This is a genomic window from Caballeronia udeis (genome assembly GCF_001544555.2).
Lineage (GTDB): Bacteria > Pseudomonadota > Gammaproteobacteria > Burkholderiales > Burkholderiaceae > Caballeronia > Caballeronia udeis.
This window is the reverse complement of record NZ_FCOK02000002.1, coordinates 115,957-141,187: the sequence shown is the minus strand read 5'-3', so window position 1 is coordinate 141,187 and position 25,231 is coordinate 115,957. Positions and strand designations below refer to the sequence as shown.

Genomic DNA, 25,231 nt, shown 5'->3' with positions numbered 1-25,231 from the left:
AGCATTGACGCCGAATGTGTTCATAAGATCAGGCCTCCATCTACGCCCAGCACTTGCCCGGTGATAAAAGACGCTTCGTCGCTGAGCAGGAAGCGGATTGTCGTCGCCACCTCAGTCGCTGTGCCAAGCCTGCGCAACGCCGTCTGGGCGCGACGCGTGGCGATGACATCGTTGGGGAGATTCGCCAGCAGATCGGTATCGATCAAACCGGGCGCCACCGCATTCACCCGAATGCCGAGTGGTCCCAGTTCCTTGGCCGCCGAGCGCGCCAGCGCTGCAATGCCGGCCTTGGTCGCCGCGTAGACCGCCTGGCCCGGCGCACCGCGCTCGCCCGCTATGGATGCGAGCAAGACAATCGCGCCGCGACGCCGCCGCATCATCACTTTCGCGCTCGCCTGCAGCACTTCGATAGCACCCAGCAGATTGACGTCGAGCAGATGGCGTGCAACCGGCTCCGGGGTCATTCCGAGCGGCGTGCTCTGCATGAGACCCGCGCTGAGCACCAGCGCGTCGATCGCGCCGTGCTCGGCGGCAATCGACTTGATGGTCACGCTGATCGACGCGTAGTCGCTTAGATCCAGTTCCCGCCCCGTTGCGCTCACACCGTACTCGGCAGCAAGCTGCTGCGCCTCGCGTTCGGCTTTCGCCTGATCGGTGCCGGTGAGTATCACGGTCGCTCCCGCCGCGGCCAGCAGCCGCGCACTCGCCTGACCAATGCCACGCGTGCCGCCGATCACCACGGCAATACGATTGCTGAAACTCGCCGTATTCATCGATACCCCCGGAACCGCGCCATGTCAGATTCCTATCGTGTGGAAACCACCATCGGCATGCACGATTTCGCCGGTGGTGGCAGGGAGCCAGTCCGACAGCAACGCCACGCACGTGCGGGCGACGCCGCTGGCGTCGGAGGGATTCCAGCCGAGTGGCGCGCGGGCTCGCCAGGCGGCAGCGATATCGGTGAAACGCGGCTCGCCGTGAGAGGCGGCGGTACGCAAAGGACCTGCCGCGACCAGATTGACGCGTATCCCGCGCGCGCCCAGATCGCGAGAGAGGTAACGCGCGCTCGATTCCAGTGCCGCCTTGGCGACGCCCATCCAGTCGTAGGCGGGCCATGTCATGGAGGCATCGAAATCCAGGCCCACGATCGACCCTCCTGCGTCCATCAATGGCAGCACCGCGTTGGTCAGCGCCTGCAGCGAATACGCCGATACCTGCAAGGTCGTCGATACATCGGCCCAGCTCGTCGCCAGGAACTCCCCGCTAACGGCCCCACGCGGCGCAAACGCGATCGAGTGCAGCACACCGTCCAGCCGCGGCACATGAACCCGCAGGCGCTCGGCCAGCGTGGCGAGTTGTTCGTTTTGCGTGACATCGAGTTCGACAACCGGCGGCGGGCGCGGCAAGCGGCTAGCCGCGTCCTCGACCATGTGCAGCCGGCCGTGGCCAGTGAGCACGATCTCCGCGCCCTGCTCCTGAGCGAGCTTTGCGACCGCAAATGCGATCGATGCATGGTTGATGACGCCGGTGATAAGCAAACACCGCCCTTCGAGCAAACCATTCATGATTGCGCTCCGTAGGCGGTTTCGGGCAGTGTGTCCGCGCATCCCCGAGGTTCGGCGCGCGCGAGCCTGCCGAGCACGGAGAAGCGTTTGCCCGGCCACTCACCATCGTCGATGCCATGCACCACGCCCCGGTCTTCGGTCAGCAACACATGCCCCGGATGCGCACGCGGCGCGGCGCTCAACACTTCGATAACCCCTTCCGCGCCGACCGGGGCCTCCTCCCAGGTCTGCGGATCACGGATGATGACATCGGCGAAATCGGGGCAATAAAAGCCGTCGCCCGATGCCGATTCAATATGGATCGTGCCGCCCTGCTCGACCATTCCGTAGAAGTTGTGGCATCGTCGAAGGCCGGTTGCTTCGAGAAAGCTCGCGCGGAATTCTCGCGGCGATACCGCCAGGTCAGCGAGCTTCTTCCAGCCGCCTGTGTGCAACAGGACCGCGTTGGCCAGATCGAATCCGCGTGATCGTGCGAATGCATGGAACCGTGTCCAGACGAGAGACGTGAAGCCGAAGATCAGGAACGTTGCGTGGCCGTGGCGTTGCAGAAAATTCTCGACGGCGGTGGCGTCGATGCCCTGCTCGTCATCCAGCGCAAAGGCATGCTCGCGACCGACGTTCATCACGCCGAGCACGGTCGCTCCGCGTATGGTCGAGCGTTCGCGGCGCACCGCCGACGGCGAGTCGACAATGAGCAACGGCAGACGTCGGGGACCGAGCACCGTTGCCAGCGTCGCAGTGAGCAAACCTCGCTGATGCTCAGCGGCGTCACGGTCCAGCGCGATCCGGCTGACGTTCGCACCGGTCGTACCGGACGACGTCAGCACCGCCACTTGTTCGCGGCCGGTGCTGATCAGCGCGTGCTCCTTGAAAAGGCGCACAGGCAGCCACGGCAGTTCCCGGGTTTGCGCATAGCGGCGGCCTGACGAGTGACCGATTGCATCGAGCACACGAGCGTACGCAGGACACGCGCGCCGATGATGCTCGATCAGTTCGACCATCTGCGGCAACAGCGCGGACTCGCGCGCGCTCTGGCTTGTCGGCGAACCGTTCATGACGATTGCCCGCTCAATCCCGCACCCCGAGCTCGCGGAGCAACTGCGCCGCGCCGCTGAACGTATCCATGTTCAACGCCTGACCGGTATTGATCTCAACCTTGAACTCCTCTTCGATGGACGAGATCAGCAACACCGCGCCGAGCGAATCCCAGCCTGGCGTCTCTTGATAACGCAGTGCCGAATCGGGCAGCGTCTTGTCCAGTTCCAGCACCGTGTTGAATACCGAGCGAAGCCGGGTATCGAGGGACATTGAGCATTCTCCTTTCGTTGGCCGTGGCTGCGGCAGGCTTGCGAGTCAGTCGCGAGTCAGTGGGTTAACCGCCGGAGATAGCGGTCATGATCTCGACCGAATCGCCTGCCGAGAGCGGCCGGGTCAGATCGCTGTGAATCACTTCGTTGTTGATCGCGAGACGCATCGTACGTTTCAGCGTCTTATCCGGATTCATTAGCAATCCTTCAAGTTCCGGATACTCGGCGAACAACACGCGCAAGGCCGCGTCGATCGTGCTTGCTTCATAAATAATCTGCCGCCGATAACCGACATACCGGAGCAGGGAACCGGAGAACAGGAACGTCATGGTCAACCTCTTTTGGCGTCGATGCACGTCGATGTCACGGCGACAGGAACACTTCGGCCGCATCACCGGCGTCGGCACCGGATGCGGTAAGCAACTGATGGACGAAATGAATTTCGGCGCCCACGCGATAAGCCGTGGTCACGACCTGGCCTCGGTCGAAAAGCATGAAGGGCCGGCGCAAACCGATACTCAAACGCTCTATACGCTGAGCGAGACCCGCGAGCAGTTCCGGATGTTTGTCCAGTAGCAGGAACACCATGGCCTCGCGGCTATCGCCGATGTAATCGCATACATGCTCGGAATACCATTGATCGGCCACTTCGCATCCGTGACGATGGACAACGAACTCATGCCGGTACTCAGCAATGGCTTCGGCGTTCTCCGGCACTCGTTTGACGCCGCGATTGAGCAGCACGGGGCGCTCGTCGATATCGTCGGGACAGTCGAGCAACAGCTTCGCGAGATCTCCGGCCACCCGTCCCGGCGCTGCCGCAAGTGTTTCAATCGACTGGATCCGAACGCACACCTCCTGCATGAACACGCGAGCGACCGACACACCATGTTCGTTCGCAAGCCGCACCTCCACGTCCTGCAGGGTATGGAATCGTTTCGGGTTCCAGGTCCTGATCCGCGTGGTGATGCTCAGCGACTCGCAATCGAAGAACGTCGATGGATGCAGATAAGCAATCTCGAGACCGATGGGAACGAACCCGGTCGCATGGTCCCGGATCAACGCCGCATGCGAGACGGCGTGTTCGATCAACCACGCTGACCAGCCCATGAAACCAAAGGAAAACACAACGCGTGGCTTAAGCTGCAAATGCGTGAACATGCCGCTGCTGCATGGGAGCGCCAACACGGTTTCCCTGGCCGATGTCGATTGGGCGGGGTCCGTATCAAGCACGTGCGGTGGACATAACAGCACATAACCCGGGATGGTCAGGAATTCAGGAAAGTCCTCGTTCATGGCCACTTCTTCAAACAAAGCCCTGGCCCGTTCAATGTCGTGTCCGGTCTGCGTTTGCGTTGATTCTGCGCGATATCGATCTATCTCGTCGGCGACCATGGCGCGCACCAGTTCGCGCGTCACCCTGCGGCCATCATGCAAATGCACGCCGTGGTGCAACCACTGCCAGATCTGCGAACGGGCAATCTCGACAGTCGCTGTGCCTTCCATCAGGCCGAACAGCCTGACCGATCCATGACCGCGCAACCACGCTTCCAGGTAGCGGATCGACACCGCGATGTTGGACCGCAAGCCGTGTTCGGTGATTTGACCATCAAGACGATCGGCGGCCATCAGGTCCGCTGCCGTTGTCTCGACCTTGCCGTGCAAGCGGCTGATCTGATGCGCTCGCCCGCAAAGTACCCGGTCAAAGGCGGCGTGACACACCGGGACCAGGTCGGGGTGAACCACCCAGGTGCCGTCGAAACCCTCGACAGCCTCGCGCTCCTTGTCGCGGCGCACGGCCTCGACCGCACGGTTTCGAGCTTGCATGTCGTGCCGGTCCGGAATCTGCGTAGCGACGCCGCCCAGGGCGTGCGTGCCGCGTCGATGGCAGGTACGGATCAGCAACTCGGTATAGGCGCGCATGAACGGCAGCCCCATCGTCAGTTCCGCACGGTCTGGAAAGACGAAGTCCGCTCGGCGCCTAAACTCCTTCGCAATACTGAACAGATAATCCCAGCGTCCAGCCGTCAGTCCAGCGGCGTGAGGGCCGAGAGCATGCAGTATCTCGTCCATTTCGAAAGCAGCGCCAATGTGCTCGATAAGCACTGTCGCCCGGATGCTGCCCCGTGGGATGCCAACCCAGTCCTGCGCGAATTCGAATACGTTGTTCCAGAGCTGCGCATCGACGTGGTTCTCCAGCTTGGGCAAATAGAAATAGGGGCCGCTGCCGCGCTCGATTTGCCTGCGGGCACAATGAAAGAAATACAGGCCGAAATCGACCAGACTAGCCGATACGGCGCGTCCATCAACAAGCACATGCTGCTCGGACAAATGCCAGCCGCGTGGCCTGACCACGATCGCCGTCGTGCTGCCTTCGAGCCTGTATTGCTTGCCGCTCGGATCAAGGTAGGCAATGTCCCCTTTGACCGCATCCATCAGGTTGCGCTGGCTCGCTAAAGCGTTGTGCCAGGTGGGTGACATCGCGTCTTCCAGATCGGCCACCCACACCTGAGCATGAGCGTTGAGCGCATTGATGACGATCTTCCGGTTCTCCGCCGGACCTGCGATCTCCACGCGCCGGTCGATCAGATCGTCGGGGGCTACGCGCACGCGCCAGTCCGGATCGTTGCGTATGCCCGCGGTGCTCGATAGGAATTCGAAGCTGCCTCCATGCAGCCGATGGTCGGATCGCTCCTTGCGATAGTGCAGAACGTGCTGACGCGATTGCTCGAATTCGCGATGCAGCGCCGCGATGAAATCCACCGCTTCGGTGGACAGTATGTCCGGGAATGATGCGACCGCATCGCTTTCGATGACACAGCTGTTCGCGCGAGTTGTCATGGCCAACCTGAACTCCACAAAGTGTTTGTGTGTTCCCGGCCGGCTGGCTCAGCGTGCGGCGGTTGGCATTAAATATCGACGCTATAGCGGATTTGTTCAACCACGAAAAGGAAACATCGCGTTGCCGATTTCCGCACAATGCGCGAGCTCGGGATTTCATTCTCGGCCAACCCCGATACCGGCACGACAACAACGGTGCACGTTTCCATTCTGATAGGATTTCTTCGGAACGCACTTAGCCGGGATTTCGTGCTCGCGAAAGGAGATAACGTGCAACTCAATTCCGCCATCGACCCGGACATGCTCCGGGCTTATGAGGAAACGCACTATCGCGTCCTGGGAGATACCCCTGCGACGTTGCATATAGGCATCGCTAATCCTGCGCTCGCCGAACTTCATCGGGCTTATGCCGTCGACTGCAGCGCGTTTGTGACCGCTGCGAATCCGTTCAGCACGTTGACCGATGCAGATGCCAATACGCGCCGGCAAGCCGCGCTGGCAGATGAACTCCTTGGCGAGGGCTTGAGGTTTATCGAAGGGATAGGCGAGCATCCGTCGGGTCAATGGCCGGGTGAACCGAGTTTCCTGATCCTCGGCTTACCGCTGGACGTGGCGAAACAACTCGGCGCGCGGCATGCGCAAAACGCGATTGTCTGGTGCGGCGCGAACGCCGTGCCTCAATTGATCCTTCTGCGATAAATCACGAAAGGGACGACTCGCGACTCATACCGGGCATGAACGAGCCGTCCGTGCAGCCATCACGAACCTGCATAGATGTTGCAGAAGCTAACCGGTCCGACACAGGCTTCGTGGCCGCTGCCGTTCGCGACACGCGCCGAACTCACGCTCGACCCTGCGGTCACGCCACCGTATGCCGAAGTGCCCTGCCTCGTCTGCGCGACCTGATTCGTATAAATACGCGCGACATCGGGATAAGAAGCATTGCTAACCAATTGTGAACCGTCTTGCTGCGCTTCAACGAGTTGCTGGCGGACTTCCGCACGGGTCAGGCCTTGAGCCTGGGCAAATACGCTCGACGATGCAAGGACGGCAGCGGACATCACGAACAGGGCAATCTTTTTCATTTTCGACTCCAAGGTGTTTAACGGGTTGGTACTAGGGCGAACCCATTTTTTTCCCGTCTATTCCGGACGAATCGAAAATAATTTGCGCGTGGCTACGATAAGGTCTTCAGAGCATACGTTGAGTCATACACGCCTCGGCGCAAGCACTCCGCGCACCAGCGACGCATCACGGCGTCCGGTGGTGCAGCCCAGGCATGTCCGAACGCGCATTCCCATTGCAGGGGTGTGGCGGCATCGACGTAAGACGGCGATATCAACCGTCCGCCGCGCTCTCGCGCGAGTGCTTTCAATCGTTCGGTATGCTGCTCACGGCGTTGCGCCACGCAGTTCATGCAGCGCACGTTTTGCGCCGCACTGACGCCGTCGTCCCAGGCATGGCCTCGTCCGCATTGCCAGAGCGCACCGTCCGCTTCCAACGCCCTCGCCCGCTCTGCGCGATGACGCGCCGCCAGCGCCATCAGTGCCTCGCGCTCATGCGCGTGTTTTGATTTTTGATCGTGCATCGAATTAGCTATGCCCCGTGCCCCTCTACTCCCGCTCAATGCTTGCCGCCACCTAATGCTTCCGATCGCGAGGTGGTCGTCACAATGCCATCTGGGCCGAAATGCGCGTTGAACATGGCGTCGCGGGTCACACCGCCCTCTTCCCAGTGCCAGCTCCACACGCGCTCCTTCTTCAGCGGATATTCGGCAATGGTGGTGGGCTTGCCCAGCAGCCTGCGAACCTCGTCCTGCGTCATGCCCGGCCGTACCTTGGCGATGTTTTCCGCCGTCAGGACCTGCGTGACGGCGACGAACTTGCCGTTCGCATCGATATCGACGAAATAGGTGTTCGTCCCCGCCGGACCGCGCGGATACTCGAGACGCTTCGAACCGTCGGTATAGGTGCGCACCGTCTCCGGCTCGCCCATCTGGTCGCGGATCTGCGCCTCGGTCGTGACGCCTGGAGTCAGGTCCTTCAGCAGCAACGCGTCCGGTTTGACGGCATTGAAAAACGCTTTCAACTTGTTCATGGCGTCCGCGTTTTGCTGGTCGTTGCAGCCAGTGAGTGACACGGCAGCTATGCACGCAGCCACGAGCATGAGTCGCTTCATCGGTCGATGCATGTCCGCAGCCCTCACTGTTGCACGCGCGCTGTTCGTCATCCCGCCTTCTTGAGTGACGGAACCGGATCGACCGCCTGACCGGACTTGCGCAATTCGAAATGCAGCAGCGGCTTGTTGTTCGGCCCCGTCCCCATTTCCGCGATTGGCGCACCCTGGCGCACGGTGTCGCCTTCCTTCACCAGCAGCTTGCTGTTGTGCGCGTAGGCCGTGAGGAAGTCGTTGCTGTGCTTGACGATGATCATCTGCCCGTAGGCCCGCAAGCCGCTGCCCGCATAAACCACGCGTCCGGCGGCCGCGGCTTTCACCGGCTCGCCGAGCTTGCCGCCAATATCGATACCCTTGCTGCCGCCCTCGCCAAACTTCGTGATCACGTCGCCTTGTGCCGGCCACGCAAGCCACGCGCCCTTCGAATTGATCGCGGGCGTGCTGGTATCGGGGGCGGGGTTGTTGTTCGCCGTAGCCGGCGGCGCGCCGATGATCGGTGGCGCCGACTTCGATCCGGCCGCCGACGAAGCCTGTTTGCTCCAGTCATCGGTGCTGGCCGAAGGTGTACTGCCAGGCGGCGCAACCCGCAGCAACTGGTCAATGTTGACCTGCTTGCTCTCGGGCAGGTTGTTCCACTTGATGAGATCGGATGGGCGCTGCTTCTGCGCACGCGCGATGCCGTAAAGCGTATCGCCCGGCTTCACGCGATAAAACCCCGGCCCGGCGTCCGCCTGCACCGGCGGCGCAACGGCGACCGGCCCGGTAGGCCCGGCATTCGGTGGCGTAGTGGGAATCACCACAGGCGAACTCGTGCCGCCCGTCGACTGGTCGACGATTGGCGCAGGCGTAAGCGCCGTCGAGCAACCGGCGATCGAGACAGCCACGCCGATAGAAACGAGCGCACCCAGCACGCCCACCCGGCCGTTGACGGCCCATCCTGAATTACCTGAACGCGATACCGCCATGCTTGCCGTTTTCCCTGACTTCCTGTTATCGATATTTCCGGGCTGCGCGTGGGCGCTCAGAACCGCATGCCGGCCCCGCACCCGCCGAAAGCCCCGCCGTTCGTTGCACTGCCGCCGCAGCCAAAAATCCCGCAGCCGGCGAGCAGCGCCGTCACACCCAGCACCGCCACCGCCAGCCTGAGACGACGCCAGTTGCGCGCCGCTCCCGCTTCACTTCGTGTTTGTTCCACCATCAACCATGACACCTCGCCAACCTTCGCCAGCATAAAACATTTAACGTTTGTTCACGAAATATCGGAATCGTTCATCTCGATATTCGAAACGCCGATCCGACGATTCGGCATTCTAACCTTTTACGTTTTTGCGGCGAAGACACCGGCGGACGCACCACCATGCCTGTGATGCTCGCCCCTTCAAAGCACCGCCCCGGCGGCTTCGAAAGCGCTGTCGAACCAATCAATGCGACTCAACTGCCCGACTCAACTGCCCGCTTTGCGCCGCATGACTTTCCACAACGCGCCCAACACGATCGGCACAATCGCCGCGCACACGCCAACCAGCGCGATCACGTTCAGATACTGGCGAATAAACGGGATATTGCCGAAGAAATAACCAAGCAGCACGAGCAGCAATACCCAGGTCAGCGCGCCGAGTATGTTGAACAATTGAAAACGCGATGCCTTCATCGCCGATGCGCCCGCAACAAATGGCGCAAACGTCCGCACGATAGGCACGAAGCGCGCGAGCACGATGGTCTTGCCGCCGTGGCGCTCGTAGAAACCTTGCGTCTTGCGCAGCGCTTCGCGATCGAGGAAACGTTCGAGCACGGGAATGTGGGTATCGAATACCTTGGGGCCGATCGCGCGGCCAATCCAGTAATTCACCGTATTCCCAAGTATGGCGGCGATCAGCAGCAGCACGATCAACGCGCCGAGATCCATCGAGCCGCTTGCCGCGAACGCGCCGCCAATGAAGAGCAGCGAATCGCCTGGCAAGAATGGAAACACCACGAGCCCGGTTTCACAGAACACGATCAGGAACAACACCGCGTACACCCATGCACCGTAATGCTGGATGAAATACCCGAGCGATTTGTCTATGTGAAGAATAAGAGTCAGGAATGACAGCAGCGTATCCAAAAGGGGCCTCGATCAGGATTGAATTAGCGGAAACTTAGCGCACGGCAGCGTGCATGCACGGGCATACCGTTGCAAACGTTGCGATAAAAACAGTCGCGCCATGATACCGAACTCGACGCGGGAAAATTCCCGAAGCGGATATTCATTAACCGGTTTTTGGCACTTATTGGCGCGCTGGACCGCACAAGACGGCACCACGGCAATCGCGTACTGGGAGACCGAACGGCGACGAAATCGTTCACCGGCGCGAAGCTTTATAATTCGGCATGCCCGATCTCATCGACTCATCCGACGCGATTTCCGATTCGCCCGCCCCCGCCGCGCGTCCGCTGCGCGCCATTCAACCCCTGCCCGACCAGCTGATCAGCCAGATCGCGGCGGGCGAGGTGGTCGAACGGCCGGCGTCCGTGGTGAAGGAATTGCTCGAAAACGCGCTGGACGCGGGCGCGTCGAGCTTGCGAATCACGCTAGACGAAGGCGGCGTGAAGCGCATCATGATCGTCGACGACGGCTGCGGCATTCCGCCCGCCGAACTCCCTCTGGCCTTGTTGCGCCACGCCACCAGCAAGATCCGCTCGCTTGCCGAGCTCGAAGCCGTGGCGTCGCTTGGGTTCCGCGGGGAAGCGCTGGCGTCGATTGCATCGGTGGCGGAGCTTTTCATCACCAGCCGGACGGCGGCCTGTGCGCATGCCACGCGCATCGACGCCCAGACCGGTGCGATCTCGCCCGCGGCCGGAACTATCGGTACGACCATGGAAGTGCGCGAGCTGTACTTCAACACGCCCGCACGCCGGAAATTCCTGAAGAGCGAGCAGACCGAACTCGGGCATTGCCTGGAAGTGATCCGGCGGGTGGCACTGGCGCGGCCGGACATTGCGATATCGGTGATTCATAACGGCAAGGCCGTCGAGCACTGGAACGCGTCGGACCCGTCCACGCGCGTGGCAAAAATTCTCGGCGACGTCTTCGCCACCGCGCACCTGCCGCTCGACGAACGCGCCGGACCACTGGCCGTGTACGGCTGCGCCGGCTTGCCGACCGCGAGCCGCGGCCGCGCCGACCAGCAATACTTCTTCGTGAACGGCCGCTTTGTGCGCGACAAGCTGCTGACGCACGCCGTGCGCGCGGCTTACGAGGACGTTCTGCACGGCAACCGGTATCCCTCGTACGTGCTGTTCCTGGATTTGCCGCCGGAATCCGTCGATGTGAACGTGCATCCATCGAAGATCGAAGTGCGTTTTCGCGATTCGCGCTCGATCCACCAGTATGTGTTCCACGCCGTGCAGCGGGCGTTGGCGCGTAATGCGGGAGCATCGCCGGAAACGACGGCTGGCGGCCACGCCGCGCAATTGGAGCCAACAGGAATCGCATCGTTTAGCGCACGGCCTTACGCGGGCGCGGGTTTGGCGGGTATGGGCACAAGTTCGCTGACCGATTCCACGCCAGGTTCGGGGCAGAGAAACGACACCGGCACGAACTGGCTGCGGCAATCGAGGATGACGCAGGGCAACTTGCCGGTCGCGCAACCGCTGGCGCTGTACGACGCGTTGTTCGGCCGCCGCGATCTGAACGCCGGCACGCCCCAGGGCACGACGCTCGCCGCGAGCGTGAGTTCAGACGCTTACTCACCGAACCAGGCCAGCGCGCCGCTCTACGCCGCGATGCCGGGTGCTCCGGACATAGGGGCCAGTGAGCAGCCATTGGGCTTCGCGCTGGGCCAGATTCACGGCATCTACGTGCTGGCGCAGAACGCGCAGGGGCTGATCATCGTCGACATGCACGCGGCCCACGAGCGGATCCTTTACGAGCAGTTCAAGAACTCGCTCGCTGACCGGGCGATCGCGGTTCAGCCGTTGCTGATTCCGGTGACAATGACCGTCGATGCCGTGGAAATGGGTGTGGTCGAGGAAGAGCGTGAAGTACTGGACGCGCTGGGCTTCGATCTGGCGATTCTGTCGCCGGGTTCGATCGCTATCCGTGCGGTCCCTGCGCTGCTGAAAGATGCCGATTTGCAATCTTTGGCGCGTGCGGTGATTTCGGATTTGCAGGCTTACGGCGGCTCACGGGTCCTGACCGAGCGCCAGCATGAATTGCTGGGCACGCTGGCATGCCATCACGCGGTACGGGCAAACCGGCGTCTGACGCTGGACGAAATGAACGGATTGCTGCGCCAGATGGAAGCCACCGAGCGTGGCGACCAGTGCAACCATGGCCGTCCGACCTGGTTCCAGCTGACGCTCGGCGATCTCGACCGACTCTTCATGCGCGGTCAATGAGCGCGCGGCGTATTGCCTGTTTGCTGGGACCGACGGCATCCGGAAAGACCGCCGCGGCGCTCGCGTTCGCTCAACGCCGGCCGGTGGAAATCATCAGCGTGGATTCGGCGCTGGTTTATCGCGGCATGGATATAGGCACGGCGAAACCCACGGCAGAGGAACGCGCGGTGGCGGCGCATCATCTGATCGACATCATTGACCCGACCGAAGCATATTCGGCGGCGCAGTTTCGGAATGATGCGTTGAAGCTGGTGGCAGAGATTGAAGCGCGCGGACGCATCCCGCTACTGATCGGCGGCACGATGTTGTATTACATGGCATTGACGCGTGGATTAAACGATTTGCCGGAGGCGAATCCGCAAATGCGCGCTGAACTTGACGCGGAAGCAGCACGAGATGGTTGGCCCGCAATGCACGCGCGACTAATGGCTATCGATCCGGAAACCGCAGCACGGCTCGCGCCCAACGATTCGCAGCGGATCCAGCGTGCGTTGGAGGTTCATATGCTGACGGGCAGAACCCTATCCGCGATATTAAAAGACCCGAAAAGGAGCCGGGAGGGTGACCCTGAATTTGTTCCGATCGCGTTGGAGCCATCGGATAGAAGCGTGCTGCATAAGCGAATCGAAAAGCGCTTTGACGAGATGCTGAAGGCAGGCCTGATAGAAGAAGTCGAGGCATTGCGCGCACGTGGCGATTTAACGCCGGCAATGCCATCGATGCGCTGTGTCGGATACCGCCAGGTCTGGGAATACCTCGACCGGAAAATCGACTACGCGACCATGCGCGATAAAGGCGTGTTCGCGACGCGTCAGTTGTGTAAACGCCAACTGACGTGGCTGAGAAGCATCGAGGATCGGAAGATCGTGGATTGCGCCGTAGAGGGCTCTACCGTTGCGGCGCTGGAGCGGATTCAGCAAATCATCGAGGGATAAGGCCCTTCTGTCCCGGGCCCCGAGCGGACAACCCCTTCAAACCACTGCATTAATCGCGTCGCGCGTCCGCCGTGCCGCTTCGGCCGCAGCGTCAGCAAAATCATCGCCCTTGCCCGCATAAATAATCGCGCGCGAAGAATTAATCAGCATCCCGCCTTTGCCCGACGAATCCCGCCCGGCACGAACAGTCGCTTCAACGTCACCGCCTTGAGCGCCAATGCCCGGAATCAGAAGCGGCATATCGCCAACAATAGACCGTACGACTTCAATTTCCCGGGGAAACGTCGCACCCACGACCAGGCCTAATTGCCCGCTCGCATTCCACTTCCCGGCGGCCAGCCGCGCCACGACCTGATAAAGCGGCGTTCCATCGACCTCAAGAAACTGCAGATCCGACCCACCGGCATTCGACGTGCGGCACAAAATGATTACGCCCTTTCCGTCATGTTCCAGATACGGCTGAACCGAATCAAACCCCATATACGGATTGACCGTGACGGCATCGGCTTTGTATCGATCAAACGCTTCGATTGCATATTGCTCGGCGGTGCTGCCAATATCGCCGCGTTTTGCGTCCAGGATCACGGGCAAACCGGGATGCTCGGCGTGAATATGCGCAATCAACCGCTCGAGCTGATCCTCCGCCCGATGCGCCGAGAAATACGCAATCTGTGGTTTGAACGAGCAGGCGAACGGCGCCGTAGCGTCAACAATGTCGCGGCAAAAGTCGAAGATCGAATCAGCACGGCCGTTCAATGCACCGGGAAACCGTGACGGCTCCGGATCAAGTCCGACACAGAGTAGAGACTGGGTCCGCGACCAGGCGGCGTTGAGCGATTCGATGAAAGACATGGGCATCCGGGACGAAAGGGCAAATAAGCGATGCCGCATTTTAACGCGCCGCCGCGGCGTTCTTTGACACGCGGCTAACGGCCAATCGCTAACGGCAACCGCCTCACCGCACGACCGCCGCCGTCTTGCGAGCTTTCTGCCCCGCGGGCTGCTTAGGCCGCCCGCGCCGCTTGGCTTCTCCTGACCGTTCAACAGTAAAGCTGAACTCGCGCGTCAGGCCTTCGCCCGGCGCCAGCACCGTCATGCCGTGCGCCGCACCGCCGCCGGGCAGATTCACCGCGTTGATCGGGTGATCGACGGGTTCGAAGCAGAAGAAATTCTGGCCTGCCGGCGCGTAGAGCACGTAGTAATCGGTATCGGCGCAAATGGTCAGCGACAACCGCCGCTTCGGCCACATCACGCTCGAGCGTCCGCTCCAGCCGGTGAATGCGTTGTTCACCATCGCTGCGGGCATGGGGTAAGCCACGCCGAATTGCCACGCGGGCGGGGCCGGAACGTGACGGATCGGCAGGAAGTCGTCGCCGCAAAGCCACAAGCCGTCGGCGGCCGCGGACAACTCGGTATCGGCTTCGCGCGTGAGGAACGGATGCAATCCCAGCCCGAACGGCAATGCATCGCGCCCGGTGTTCTGGATAAAAAGCGTCACCACGAGCGTCGACGCTTCGAGCGTAAACGACTGGGTCGCCAGATACGAATACGGCGCGCCATCGCGGCGATCGAGGGTCAGGCGCACGTGCGTCGGAGTCTCCGACGCCACGTCCCACGCGCCAAGCCAGCCGTCGCCATGCAGCGGCAGCGGCTCGCCGGGCCGGTTGCAAGGCACATCGACACCGCGGCCCAAAAACTGAAACCGCCCCCCGCCGATGCGGTTCGAATACGGCAGCAGCGGATAACACGCGAGTTCGTTCGGATCGGTGGCCGCGCTCGGCGCGAGGCACGGCCGGAAGATCGGCACCAGTGCGCCGTCGCTGCGCCAGTCAAAGCGCGTGATGCCGCCGCCGAGAGCGGGCGCGACATCGAGGCGTAATTGTGCGTTGGCCAGCGTGATGCAACCGTTGACACCCGGACCGCCCATTGCGACGACCGACGTCGCCGGCCCCGGGCGAATCGGCGGCTCCGTCGCGGCGGCAAGCTTCGAGCGGCGGGTGGGCACTGCTGCCCGGGACGACGCTGGCGTGGGCGTGGGGCTTCCTGCTGAGCGGGCAACGGTCATATGGCTGACTCCGAACGAGAGGCGATCGATCCCGTGGTCCTGGCCTGAGGCGCCAGTGTGCCCGGGAAGCTGCGGGCGGCGCGTCGTGCGCGCCGACTCGTGTTTTGCTTGGAACGTGATACCGCGGATCTGCGGTGCAGCGTGTAGAGCCCCGCTGCACCGACCCGCATCTCATTGCGCGCGGTTATGTCCGCGAAACACCGGCTCGGCGATACCCCTCGCCAGCGGTGTGGCAATAGCCGCAACAAACACCGCGCCCGCGTGCGGATCGTCCTGCAACGCGCCTGCATCCAATCCGACCCGCGCGCTCGTGATATACACCGTGCCGAACTGCGCCCCACCGAACGCGACGCAGCTTGGCTGCGCCGTCGGCACCTCGATGCGCGCTGTTTCGCGGCCATCGGCGTCATAACGCACCACGCGGCCGCCGCCCCACTGCGCGTTCCACAAGCCACCATCGCTATCGACGGCAGAACCGTCCGGCTCGCCGCTCGCATCTGACAGTTCGACAAACACGCGCTGATTTGCAAACGAATCGTAATCACAGACGCGAATCTCGCGCTCCGGGGAATCGCAGAAATACATGCGCGACCCATCCGGACTGAACGCGATGCTGTTCGAAATCGCACACTCGCCGAGCGGCAAACGCTCAAGCGACAGATCTCCGTTCAACCGATAAAACCCGCCAATCTTCTCCGCCTTCTCCACGTCATGTTTCGTGCCGAACACGAAGCGCCCCTGGCGGTCGCATTTGCCGTCGTTGATGCGCGTCGGCAGATCGGCTTCCACCGGCATGATCGTTTCGATCGCGCCAGTCTTCAGACTAAAGAACGCCAGCCGCGAAGCGAGTCCGAGCAACAGCACGTCAGCATCGGCGCATAACGCGAAGCATGCAAGCCGTTCCGGCATGGCGAACGAAACGGAACCGGCATCGCGTGGATCGTAGCGCCACAAACGCTCGCCTTCAATATCCGTCCAGTAAAAACGCCCGGTTTCGGCACACCACGTTGCGCCCTCACCCAGCGCACATTGGCTGTCGATCAGCAGATCCGCTTTCATGCCCAGCCTCCGTCAATGACCACTTCCTGCGCGGTCATCATGCTGCTGTCGTCAGACGCCAGGAACAACGCGGCACGCGCAAGATGCACGGGCAGCAATTCCGCATCAATGCACTGGCCTTCCTTGATCGCGCGCCTGCCGGCTTCATCCAGCCACAAGCGGCGTTGCTTGTCCGTCATCACCCATCCCGGGACAAGCGTGTTCACCCGGATGTTGAACGGGCCCAGATCGCGTGCGAGGCCATTCGTCATACCTTGAACGGCCGCTTTTGCGGTCACGTACACCGGAAAACCGCCCTGTTTAAGCATCCAGCTAATCGAGCCCAGGTTCACGATCGACCCGCCGCCGAGCTGCTTCATGTCGTCAATCACCGCCTGTGCCGCGAAAAACTGATGGCGGATATTCACCGCGATTCCCGCGTCGTAGGACTCGGGGGTCACGTCCTCGATCTTGTGACGCCTGTCGTTCGCCGCGTTGTTCACCAGCACGCCGATGCGCCCCAACGTGGTGCGTACATCGGCAATGCCTTTGCGCAGCGCGTCGATATTGGTGAGATCCACGCGCAGGAACATGGGCCGGAATTGCCCGTCGGCCAGGTCCGCGCCGAGCTGGTCCGCGAGCGCTTCGCCGGCATTGGTGTCGATATCGAAGAATGCGACCTTCGCGCCCTGATCGAAGAAATGCTCGACGAACGCCGCGCCAATGCCGGTCGCACCGCCGGTAATCAGCACGACTTTTCCGGCGAGGCTCGGATAGCGCGCGAGGGTTTTATCGACTGAACTGGCCATCTGTCCCTAACCTCTCTTTTAGTCGCCGCATTTAGTCACGCGAGCCGCGATTCTTCAACTGGTCGAGCAGCACGGCAGCAAGCAGGATCGCGCCGCGCACGAGGTACTGGTAGAACGCGTCAATGTTCATCAGGTTCATCACGTTCTCGACCGTGCCCATGATCAGCACGCCGATCACCACGCCCGAGATGGTCGCGCGGCCGCCGAGCAGTGACACGCCACCGAGCACACACGCGGAAATCACGTTGAGCTCGAAGCCGTCGGCGGCGTTCGGTTGCCCCGACGTAATCCGCGACGCCAGGATCACCCCGGCGAGCGCCGCGACCGCGCCCTGGATGAGGAAAATCCAGATACGCGTGCGTTCCACGTTGATACCAGCCAAACGTGACGCTTCCGGGTTACCGCCAATCGCGAGCGTATTACGCCCGTACACGGTCTGATTCAGCAGCACGCCGAACACGATGAAACACGCCAGCGTGACCCAGATCGGCAGCGAGACGCCGAACATCGTCAAGCCGCCCAGCGCGATAAACGTATCCGACGACACGCCCACCGCCTGCCCATGCGACACGATGAACCCGAGCCCGCGCACGACTTCCATCGTAGCCAGCGTAGTAATCAGCGCGTTGATCCGCAAGTACGCAATCACTGCACCGTTCACAAAACCAATGGCCGACCCCGCCGCCACCGCCGCAATAATCGCGATAAACGTATTGCCCGTAGCGTTCAGCACCATTGCGCAGAGCACGCCGGCGAACGCCACCGTGGACCCCACCGACAAGTCGAAATCCCGCGATGCGAGACAGAACATCATCGTGCACGCAACCATGCCGATCTGCGAAATCGACAGCGCCAGGCCGAGCATGTTCTCAATGGAGAAGAAGTGATCGACCGAGAGCGACATCGTGATGAACATCACGATAAAGATCACGACCAGGCTGTATTCGGTGATCTGTTGCCACCATTTCTGCTTGTCGTTCTTTGCTGGCACCAGCGTGTTGGTAATGTTTTCCCTGACTTCCATGATGTCCTCCATCTCCACTTTTTTACTTCAGGCTGCCTGCGCAGTCGGTTCGGATTGCACAGGCAGCGCAAGATTCAGCACTGATTTTTCGGTCGCCTTCCCGCGCGGCAATTCGCCCGCGATCCGCCCTTGCCGCATCACCAGGATCCTGTCGGACACGCCCAGCACTTCCGGCAACTCGGACGAAATCATCACGATCGCGCAGCCGCGTTCGGCCAGTTGATAAATCACGTTATAGATCTCGTGCTTCGCGCCCACGTCAATGCCGCGCGTGGGTTCATCGAGGATCACGACTTTCAGTTCCGGCTCCGCGAGCCAGCGCGACAGAATGGTTTTTTGCTGATTGCCGCCGGAGAGGAAGCGAATCTTTTGCTTGCGGCTCGGCGTCTTGATCTTCAGCAACTGGATGAAACGGTCAGCGGTTGCGGCTTCTTTCTTCCGGTCCAGGAACAGCCCGCCACGCAAGTAATGCCGGCGGCACGAGATGTTGATGTTCTCGGACACCGACGCCATTGCCACGATGCCCTCTTCTTTCCGGTCCTCAGGGCACATCACGATGCCGTGCCTGATCGCTTCACCCGCGCTGCGGATCTTGATCGGCTGGCCATCGAGCTCGATCGTGCCGGCCTTCTTATGGTCCGCGCCGTAGACGAGGTGCATCAGTTCGCTGCGCCCCGCGCCCACCAGCCCGAAGAAGCCGACAATCTCGCCGCGGCGCACGTCGAAACTCGTCGGTTCACGCAGCGCGTGACCTTCCACGTTCTTCACGGAAAAGCGCACATCGCCGAGTTTGCGTGGCTTGTAATCGTAGATATCCGAAATTTCACGCCCGACCATTTCCTGCACGAGCATATCGCGCGGCACCTCGGCCAGATTCGGGTGCGATGCGATCTTGCGGCCATCGCGGAAAATCGTGCACGTATTGCACAGCTCGTAGATCTCGTCCATACGGTGCGAGATGTAGATCAGCGCGCGGTTGTCCGCCTTCAGCTCGCGCACGAGCTTGAACAGCACTTCCGTCTCGCGATGCGACAGCGACGACGTGGGTTCATCGAGCGCAATCACGCGTGCGTTGCGCAGCAGCGCCTTGCAGATTTCCACCATCTGCCGTTGCGCGATGGAAAGCTTCTTGAGCTTCGCGTTCGGGTCGAGATCGACCCCCATTTGCAGCAGCCGTTCGCGCACGTGCTTTTTCCCTTCGCGCTTGTGCACCCAGCCGAACGTGTTCGGCAAGGAACCCAGCAGCAGGTTCTCGGCGACCGTGAGATCGGGCACGTACTGCAATTCCTGGTGAATCACCGCGATGCCCGCCGCAATCGACGCGGCCGCGCTCGCGAACTTCACCTCGTTGCCATCAATCAGGACACGCCCGGAATCCGGCTGATATTCACCGCCCAGCACTTTCAGCAAAGTCGATTTGCCCGCGCCGTTCTCGCCCATCAGGCCGTGCACTTCGCCGGCGTTGACGTCGAACGACACGCCGTCGAGCGCGCGCACGCCTGGAAAAACCTTACCGATATTGTCAAAACGCAGCGTCGCAGACACATCGCCTCCTTATGTTTCATGCGGACCGCGGCGCTTCATGCCGAAACGCTGCGGCCCGTATTGCTCTACCGATACCTGATACGAAAAGACCTTACTTGGCCGATGCCAGGCCCATCTTTTCGCGCACTTCGCCCACGTTGTCACGCGTTGCCAGCATGCCGGTGGTCAGCGTCACGAGCGGTGGTTCCTTGCCGTCCTTGATCCACGTGTACATGAGTTCCGACGTTTCCTCGCCATGACGCTTCGGGCTGATGATGACGGTCGCGTAGAAGCCCGTCGGGTTGGGTTTCTTGAACTCGCTCAAGGCCGAATCCGAGCCGCCGATCCCCACGCCGATCATGTTGTCCGCCTTGAAACCACGGCCTTCCGCTGCGCGCACGGCGCCGAGCACGGCTTCGTCGTTCAGGCCGAACGCCACCCAGTGCTTGAACTGCGGATTCTTCGTGAGCGCAATATTCGCAGCGTTGAACGCGTTTTCCGTGTCGGTCTTCGCTTGCGGCGCCATCACGATGTTCGCCTTCGGAAAGCCCGCTGCGACCAGTGCGTCGGCAGCGCCCGTCGTGCGGTCATGCGCGGTCGGCAGTTGCTCGTAGGTCACGTCGATAGCGCCGGTTTCAGCCAGGTTCCAGCCGCGCTTCTTGATCTCGGCGGCGATGCCGTCACCCACCTGCTTGCCGATGTTGTAAGCCGAGATGCCCATGTAAGGGACCGATTCGATCGGCTTGCCCGAACCGTCGACCAGACGATCGTCCACCGTCATCATCTTCAGTCCGGCCGCTTTAGCCTTCGCGACAATGCCCGGTCCGAGCTTGACGTCAGGCGTGCAGATCACGAAACCCTGGGCCTTTTGGGCGGCGAGGTTGTCGATCGCGCTCATCACCTTTTCACCCGACGGTGCGCCGATCTTCACCAGCGTGAAGCCCTTTGCCTTGGCCGCGATTTCGGCGAACTTCCACTCGTCCTGGAACCACGGCTCTTCGGGCTGCTTCACCAGGAAGCCGATCTTGACGTCATCGGCGGCTTGCGCCACCGGCGCCGTGAACAAGGTCGCGCTTGCTGCGGTGGCCGTGGCAACAAGCGTGAGGAACATTCTGCGTTTCATGGTCTGTCTCCTGACTTGACTGTCTAGTTGGTACGAAGGTATTGGCCGCGTCTTGTTGTCATGACGTCGCACCACGGCCAGTGCGTCATCCTTTGCTGCTTAGCTATGTATTCGTATGGTTTCAGTCGTGGTACAGCGCCGAGCGCCCGCCATCCACCGTGATGCAACTCGCGTTGATAAACGGCGCTTCGTCCGAGGCGAGGAACACGGCAGTCATCGCCACTTCCTCCGGCCGGCCAATGCGCTTCATCGGTTGCAGATCGAGCGTTGCCTGTTTCGCTTTGGCCGGATCGGCCTGTTCATTCCACCAGTCGTGCGTGAGTTGCGTCTCGATGTAACCCGGCGCAATCGCATTCACCCGCACCTGCCGCCCCGCGTATTCGATACCCAGCGCCCGCGTCAACCCGATCACGCCGTGCTTCGCCACGGGGTACGGAAAACAACCGGGGATGATCTTGAACGAGTGCGTGGATGCAATATTCACGATGCTGCCGCGCCCGCGTTCCACCATGCCCGGCAACACCGCACGGCAGCCGTTCCAGACGCCGTCGAGGTCGACCGCGAAGCAGCGGCGCCAGTCGTCGTCGGTCATGGTCAGCGGATCGCAAAACACGTTGATGCCCGCGTTGTTCACCAGCACGTCGATGGGGCCGAACTTCGCTTCGGCTTCGCCGACGGCATTCTGCACCGATGCGCTTTGCGTCACGTCCGTTTGCACCGCAAGCACGTTGTCCGCCGATCCGATCCGCGCCGCCGTTTCCCGCGCTAGTGCAATGTCCAGCTCCGCGAGCACCACGGCCGCGCCTTCACGAACGAACGCGCCGGCAATCGCCGCGCCGATGCCGCGCCCGGCGCCGGTGATGACCGCGACCTTACCTTCGAGCCGGTTCATTTCTTCTGGCCTCGCGCGACAGCCAATCCGTTGATGAACGCCTTAGCGTGAGATGCCGTCGTTGCGGCGCTCTGACCCGGTTTGTACAGCGCCGAGCCCAGGCCGAAGCCGTTCGCGCCCGCCGTCAGGAACGGTCCCATGTTGTCCGGCGAGATCCCGCCGACCGGCACCAGCGACACGCGTGCTGCAATCACCGCGCGCCACGCCTTCACCACGTGCGCGCCAAGCTGCTCGGCGGGAAACATCTTCAGCACGTCTGCGCCGTTCTTCAGCGCGATAAACGCTTCGTTCGGCGTTGCGACGCCCGGCGCACAGGCAAGCCCTTGTGCTTTCGCGGCGCGCACGACATCGCCGTCGCTGTGCGGCATCACGATCAGATCGCCGCCGGCCTTCTTCACTTCATCGACGTAATGCGGATGCAGGACCGTACCCGCTCCGACGATCGCGTCCTCTGGCAGCGCCTGACGGATTGCCGCGATGCTGTCGAACGGCTGCGGCGAATTCAACGGAACTTCGACGATCCGGAAGCCCGCTTCGTACAACGCGCGGCCGTGGTCAGCAGCGTCCGCCGGTGTTACGCCGCGCAGGATCGCGATCAGCGGACACAGTTCGAACGCAGCGGCGAGGCCTGCGTGCGGCGTGTACGGTGCGGGGAGGTTGATATCGATTTGCATGGTCCTGCTCCTGATTAGATGCGCTCGGCGCTCGACTGGATCAGGCCGGCCTGCAGCGCGATCCGATGCAACCCGCGCTCGGTCGCGTGCGCGACGGTCCGCGCATCGTGGCAACCGAAACGCGCGAGCGCGTGGCGATACCGTTCGCACAGCGCGTCGTTGCCGATCAGCCTTAACGCCTTGCCCGCGAGGTCCGCTTGCTCACGCGCCAGCACTTCATTGAGGCCGCGTAATTCGTGGCCGATCAACAGGCCCGAGAGGTAATCCGCTTGTTGCTCCGGCTTCAGTTGCCCGGTCAGTCCCAGCGTGCGGGTGCTGAAAATGGTGGCGAGCAAACCCGCGTGGCCGGCGTCCTTGGCGGTATCGACACCCCGTATGAACGCGTCCATGTCCTGGTGATCGGGCGCGCGCATCGTGCGGCCGAGGATGGTGTGGTCGCGCAGCGCGCCGTAGGTCTCGCCGGTCATGAAGGTGTAGAACCGTTCGATCCGTCCCTTCGACACAACCGCCCACTTCGCATGCGTTCCCGGCAAGCCGATCAGGCCGCCGTACGGTTCGTGGTCCAGCGCCGTATCACTCGCGAGCGCACCGAAGATCTGCGTTTCCTCACCGCGCATCACGTTGGGCAAGGTGCCGTCTTCAAGCACGCCCGGCACGATGTGAACGGTGACGCCCTTGTGCGTTTTCACGCGCACGATGCCCGCTACGAGCGCGGCCGGATCGGCGGGCGTGGACACGTACGGGGCTTCCATCCAGCCTTGGGCGCTGCCGACCATGCCCGCCGCGATCACCGGAAGCGGCGCGCCGCCGGCGAGCCATACGCCGCAGGTTGCTTCGAACACGGCGTCGAAGCCGCCTTCCGCTGCGGGCTTCGGCAGATTCATGATGCCCGCCGACGATGCCCGCGTATCCAGCACCGCGCCGCTTGCGTCGAGCAGATAGGCGCGCAGCGCTGTCGTGCCCCAGTCGATTGCTATGAGAGCCGGCGCCTCTGCAGCGCGGGCCGGTTGCGTCTCGGCCGATATGTCGGTCCGCGTCATCGTTTGATCCTGCGTGTTGCGGGCTGCGGAACGCGCCAGCCGAGTTCTTGCGAGATCGCGCGCGCTTCGCGCTGCACGACCGGAATCAGTTCTTCCATGCGCTCGGACGGCATGTAGGGAATCGTGCTCGCCACCGACAGGGCCGCCACGATCGCCCCCGACGCGTCGCGCACCGGCGCCGCAACGCAGCGAATCGACGCTTCGTTTTCCTCGAGATCGAAGGTGAAGCCGCCTTGCGAATAACGCGTCATGCGCTGGATGAAGGTATCGATATCCGGCTGGTGATCGGGCCTGAAACTCACCTTCGCGAGCACACGATGCGACGCCTCCAGCAGCTTCGACCATGTCTCGGGCGGCAGGTCGAGCATCATCGCCTTGCCGATTCCCGTCGATGCCAGCGGCATCCGGTGACCTACCCGCGAGCGCATTTCGAGGCCGCGCGTGCCGGGAATCTTGTCGATGTAGAGGACGTCGTCGCCGTCACGCACGCCAAGGTGGATGGTGTCGTGGGTATGCTCGGCGAGCACCTGCAGATGCGGACGCGCGACTGCGGTGAGCGGCATTTGTTCGAGCGCGATCGTGCCGAGTTCGATCAGCTTCGGGCCGAGCAGATACCCGCCGCCGACCTGGCGCAGGTAGCGCGCCTGCACCAGCGAACTCACCAGACGATGCGTCGTGCTGCGAGTCGTGCCGAGCGCCGCGCCGATGCTGCGCAGATCGCGCGCGCCGCCGGCTGCGGCTTCGAGAATCGCGAGGCCGCGCAGCAGGGTTTGCGTGCCGGCTTGCTGCGGCGTGAGGTCGAGCAGTGCAGCCGCCGATGCCTGCGCTCCGCTCGGCTCGCTCGCTCCGCTTGCGTCATCTGCGTCGGGCGCTGCCGGTTTGCCGGCCGTGCGCTCCATCGACAATTCATGCTCAACGGTGGTGTTCAGGGTCTTGGTCATGGCACTCGATGTTCGCGGCTTGAGAATGACTGAGCGTTCGTTCACGACGCGGGTTACCGCGCCAATGGCACGCGGCGAAGCGTCGCGCGGGAAACGGCGCGGGAGATCATCGATAAGGAGTGCGAGACGCATGGATGCGAGTGCAGATGCGAGTGCGCCGAATGCGCTGATGTCGCTGACGTTGGCATGACTTGTCTCCGAGTGCTTTTTTCGTTTCACGCGATCCTCGGGAAAACCCGGACCGCCTGCAACTGCCGTTTTGGCTGTGATCGGATTTTAGAGCCACGCGTCGCGAATATTCAATATGTGATTGATGTGTTCACATATTGGGAGATTTTATGGATTTTTAGTGATAACGCCAGAAACAAAAAACCCCGACGAATCGGGGCTTTTGGGGGTGAAACGAGGGCTCGCAAACCCAATTTTCGCCAGCTTATGCAGGCGTTCTTTCCTCTTCACGAATCGCATCGAGTGCGACACGCCCCAGAAACCCGCTGCATGTTTCGTGATGCTTGCCAGCATAAGCGTCGATTTTTCTTAGGACAAAACGCGGCAGGCTGATATTCACTCGTTCGGGCTTGGTGTCGAATTGGGCCGGATCGACGTCGACGAGCGCCCATACCGCACCCGCGTATTCCGTTTGATGAACCAGCACTTCGACCGGAGTAGCAGACAGGTCAACCTCTTCGCCGCATTCGATCAACGTGGCGACATGGCTTTCGATCGCCTCGCGAGTGTTGTGAATCGCCTGTTCGATGGTGTCTCCCCACGAGTGACAGCCGGCAATGCCCGGCACGATCACGCCGTACACGCTGCCCTCGTCCTGGTGGATCGCCACTGGGAATTCCATATATCTCACCTTGATAGTGTGCTGCGGTGCTGAAACAAAACCGGCCCC

General features: G+C 61.9%; 27 protein-coding genes. 3 read left to right on the top strand and 24 right to left on the bottom strand.

Annotated elements, in window-relative coordinates; all coding sequences use genetic code 11:
* Positions 1–20: 20 nt before the first annotated feature.
* The 6 genes from AWB69_RS02185 to aceB form a co-directional block, all read right to left on the bottom strand.
* Positions 21–773, bottom strand: a complete 753-nt coding sequence (locus AWB69_RS02185) for an SDR family NAD(P)-dependent oxidoreductase (RefSeq protein WP_062081634.1) — start codon at positions 771–773, stop codon at positions 21–23.
* A 24-nt stretch (positions 774–797) separates the two neighbouring features.
* The gene (fabI, locus tag AWB69_RS02180) at positions 798–1,565 is read right to left on the bottom strand and encodes an enoyl-ACP reductase FabI (RefSeq protein ID WP_062081630.1); all 768 of its coding nucleotides are present in this window, start codon (positions 1,563–1,565) and stop codon (positions 798–800) included.
* Positions 1,562–2,620, bottom strand: coding sequence for a LuxE/PaaK family acyltransferase (locus AWB69_RS02175; protein ID WP_062081627.1), 1,059 nt, complete (start codon positions 2,618–2,620; stop codon positions 1,562–1,564). Before AWB69_RS02175 ends, fabI begins: the two co-directional genes overlap by 4 nt.
* A gap of 13 nt (positions 2,621–2,633) precedes the next feature.
* Complete coding sequence (locus tag AWB69_RS02170) at positions 2,634–2,873, bottom strand: acyl carrier protein (protein ID WP_062081625.1); 240 nt, start codon at positions 2,871–2,873, stop codon at positions 2,634–2,636.
* 64 nt (positions 2,874–2,937) lie between these two features.
* Complete coding sequence (locus tag AWB69_RS02165) at positions 2,938–3,201, bottom strand: MoaD/ThiS family protein (protein ID WP_062081623.1); 264 nt, start codon at positions 3,199–3,201, stop codon at positions 2,938–2,940.
* A gap of 34 nt (positions 3,202–3,235) precedes the next feature.
* Positions 3,236–5,713, bottom strand: a complete 2,478-nt coding sequence (aceB, locus tag AWB69_RS02160; RefSeq protein ID WP_063977734.1) for a malate synthase A — start codon at positions 5,711–5,713, stop codon at positions 3,236–3,238.
* Positions 5,714–6,013: 300 nt separating this feature from the next.
* Here aceB and AWB69_RS02155 point away from each other — a divergent pair, with 300 nt between their 5' ends.
* Positions 6,014–6,412, top strand: coding sequence for a DUF3293 domain-containing protein (locus tag AWB69_RS02155; protein ID WP_062081959.1), 399 nt, complete (start codon positions 6,014–6,016; stop codon positions 6,410–6,412).
* Positions 6,413–6,471: 59 nt separating this feature from the next.
* Here the strand turns inward: AWB69_RS02155 and AWB69_RS02150 are convergent, their stop codons facing one another.
* The 6 genes from AWB69_RS02150 to AWB69_RS02125 form a co-directional block, all read right to left on the bottom strand.
* Entirely contained in the window at positions 6,472–6,798 is a 327-nt protein-coding gene (locus AWB69_RS02150) for a DUF4148 domain-containing protein (RefSeq protein WP_062081620.1), read from the bottom strand.
* Positions 6,799–6,890: 92 nt separating this feature from the next.
* On the bottom strand, positions 6,891–7,301 hold the full coding sequence (locus tag AWB69_RS02145; RefSeq protein ID WP_062081617.1) for a hypothetical protein: 411 nt from the start codon (positions 7,299–7,301) through the stop codon (positions 6,891–6,893).
* A 35-nt stretch (positions 7,302–7,336) separates the two neighbouring features.
* The gene (gene bamE, locus AWB69_RS02140) at positions 7,337–7,891 is read right to left on the bottom strand and encodes an outer membrane protein assembly factor BamE domain-containing protein (protein WP_062081956.1); all 555 of its coding nucleotides are present in this window, start codon (positions 7,889–7,891) and stop codon (positions 7,337–7,339) included.
* Positions 7,892–7,938: 47 nt separating this feature from the next.
* Complete coding sequence (locus tag AWB69_RS02135) at positions 7,939–8,853, bottom strand: peptidoglycan DD-metalloendopeptidase family protein (protein WP_082913230.1); 915 nt, start codon at positions 8,851–8,853, stop codon at positions 7,939–7,941.
* Positions 8,854–8,909: 56 nt separating this feature from the next.
* On the bottom strand, positions 8,910–9,086 hold the full coding sequence (locus tag AWB69_RS48550) for a hypothetical protein (protein ID WP_197500152.1): 177 nt from the start codon (positions 9,084–9,086) through the stop codon (positions 8,910–8,912).
* A 246-nt stretch (positions 9,087–9,332) separates the two neighbouring features.
* Positions 9,333–9,992 (bottom strand): VTT domain-containing protein, encoded by a 660-nt coding sequence (locus AWB69_RS02125; RefSeq protein WP_062081613.1) that lies wholly within the window; start codon positions 9,990–9,992, stop codon positions 9,333–9,335.
* Positions 9,993–10,258: 266 nt separating this feature from the next.
* Here AWB69_RS02125 and mutL point away from each other — a divergent pair, with 266 nt between their 5' ends.
* Both mutL and miaA read left to right on the top strand, forming a co-directional pair.
* Positions 10,259–12,268 (top strand): DNA mismatch repair endonuclease MutL, encoded by a 2,010-nt coding sequence (gene mutL, locus AWB69_RS02120; protein WP_062081611.1) that lies wholly within the window; start codon positions 10,259–10,261, stop codon positions 12,266–12,268.
* The gene (gene miaA / locus AWB69_RS02115) at positions 12,265–13,203 is read left to right on the top strand and encodes a tRNA (adenosine(37)-N6)-dimethylallyltransferase MiaA (RefSeq protein WP_062081609.1); all 939 of its coding nucleotides are present in this window, start codon (positions 12,265–12,267) and stop codon (positions 13,201–13,203) included. The genes mutL and miaA overlap by 4 nt, the downstream gene beginning before the upstream one ends.
* A gap of 36 nt (positions 13,204–13,239) precedes the next feature.
* On the opposite strand, the gene pyrF is transcribed toward miaA, so the two are convergent.
* The 12 genes from pyrF to AWB69_RS02055 form a co-directional block, all read right to left on the bottom strand.
* Positions 13,240–14,055 carry an orotidine-5'-phosphate decarboxylase gene (pyrF, locus tag AWB69_RS02110; protein ID WP_062081607.1) on the bottom strand — a complete coding sequence of 272 codons (816 nt, stop codon included), beginning with the start codon at positions 14,053–14,055 and terminating at the stop codon, positions 13,240–13,242.
* Between the two features lie 103 nt (positions 14,056–14,158).
* Positions 14,159–15,268: an aldose 1-epimerase gene (locus tag AWB69_RS02105; protein ID WP_062081604.1), complete on the bottom strand. Its 1,110-nt coding sequence runs from the start codon at positions 15,266–15,268 to the stop codon at positions 14,159–14,161.
* Positions 15,269–15,439: 171 nt separating this feature from the next.
* Complete coding sequence (locus tag AWB69_RS02100; protein ID WP_062081602.1) at positions 15,440–16,327, bottom strand: SMP-30/gluconolactonase/LRE family protein; 888 nt, start codon at positions 16,325–16,327, stop codon at positions 15,440–15,442.
* Positions 16,324–17,115: an SDR family NAD(P)-dependent oxidoreductase gene (locus AWB69_RS02095; RefSeq protein WP_062081599.1), complete on the bottom strand. Its 792-nt coding sequence runs from the start codon at positions 17,113–17,115 to the stop codon at positions 16,324–16,326. Before AWB69_RS02095 ends, AWB69_RS02100 begins: the two co-directional genes overlap by 4 nt.
* A gap of 31 nt (positions 17,116–17,146) precedes the next feature.
* Positions 17,147–18,139, bottom strand: coding sequence for an L-arabinose ABC transporter permease AraH (gene araH / locus AWB69_RS02090; RefSeq protein ID WP_062081596.1), 993 nt, complete (start codon positions 18,137–18,139; stop codon positions 17,147–17,149).
* 27 nt (positions 18,140–18,166) lie between these two features.
* Positions 18,167–19,684 carry an L-arabinose ABC transporter ATP-binding protein AraG gene (araG, locus tag AWB69_RS02085; protein WP_062081594.1) on the bottom strand — a complete coding sequence of 506 codons (1,518 nt, stop codon included), beginning with the start codon at positions 19,682–19,684 and terminating at the stop codon, positions 18,167–18,169.
* A 91-nt stretch (positions 19,685–19,775) separates the two neighbouring features.
* Entirely contained in the window at positions 19,776–20,786 is a 1,011-nt protein-coding gene (locus AWB69_RS02080) for an arabinose ABC transporter substrate-binding protein (protein ID WP_062081592.1), read from the bottom strand.
* Between the two features lie 121 nt (positions 20,787–20,907).
* A complete protein-coding gene (locus AWB69_RS02075; protein WP_062081590.1) occupies positions 20,908–21,678 on the bottom strand; it encodes an SDR family oxidoreductase in 771 nt (256 codons plus the stop codon).
* Entirely contained in the window at positions 21,675–22,352 is a 678-nt protein-coding gene (locus tag AWB69_RS02070) for a 2-dehydro-3-deoxy-6-phosphogalactonate aldolase (RefSeq protein ID WP_062081588.1), read from the bottom strand. Before AWB69_RS02070 ends, AWB69_RS02075 begins: the two co-directional genes overlap by 4 nt.
* A gap of 14 nt (positions 22,353–22,366) precedes the next feature.
* Positions 22,367–23,392 carry a 2-dehydro-3-deoxygalactonokinase gene (locus AWB69_RS02065; RefSeq protein ID WP_062081586.1) on the bottom strand — a complete coding sequence of 342 codons (1,026 nt, stop codon included), beginning with the start codon at positions 23,390–23,392 and terminating at the stop codon, positions 22,367–22,369.
* A complete protein-coding gene (locus AWB69_RS02060; protein ID WP_407923004.1) occupies positions 23,389–24,552 on the bottom strand; it encodes an IclR family transcriptional regulator in 1,164 nt (387 codons plus the stop codon). The genes AWB69_RS02065 and AWB69_RS02060 overlap by 4 nt, the downstream gene beginning before the upstream one ends.
* A 214-nt stretch (positions 24,553–24,766) precedes the next feature.
* A complete protein-coding gene (locus AWB69_RS02055) occupies positions 24,767–25,183 on the bottom strand; it encodes a type II toxin-antitoxin system HicB family antitoxin (RefSeq protein WP_062081583.1) in 417 nt (138 codons plus the stop codon).
* Positions 25,184–25,231: the final 48 nt, after the last annotated feature.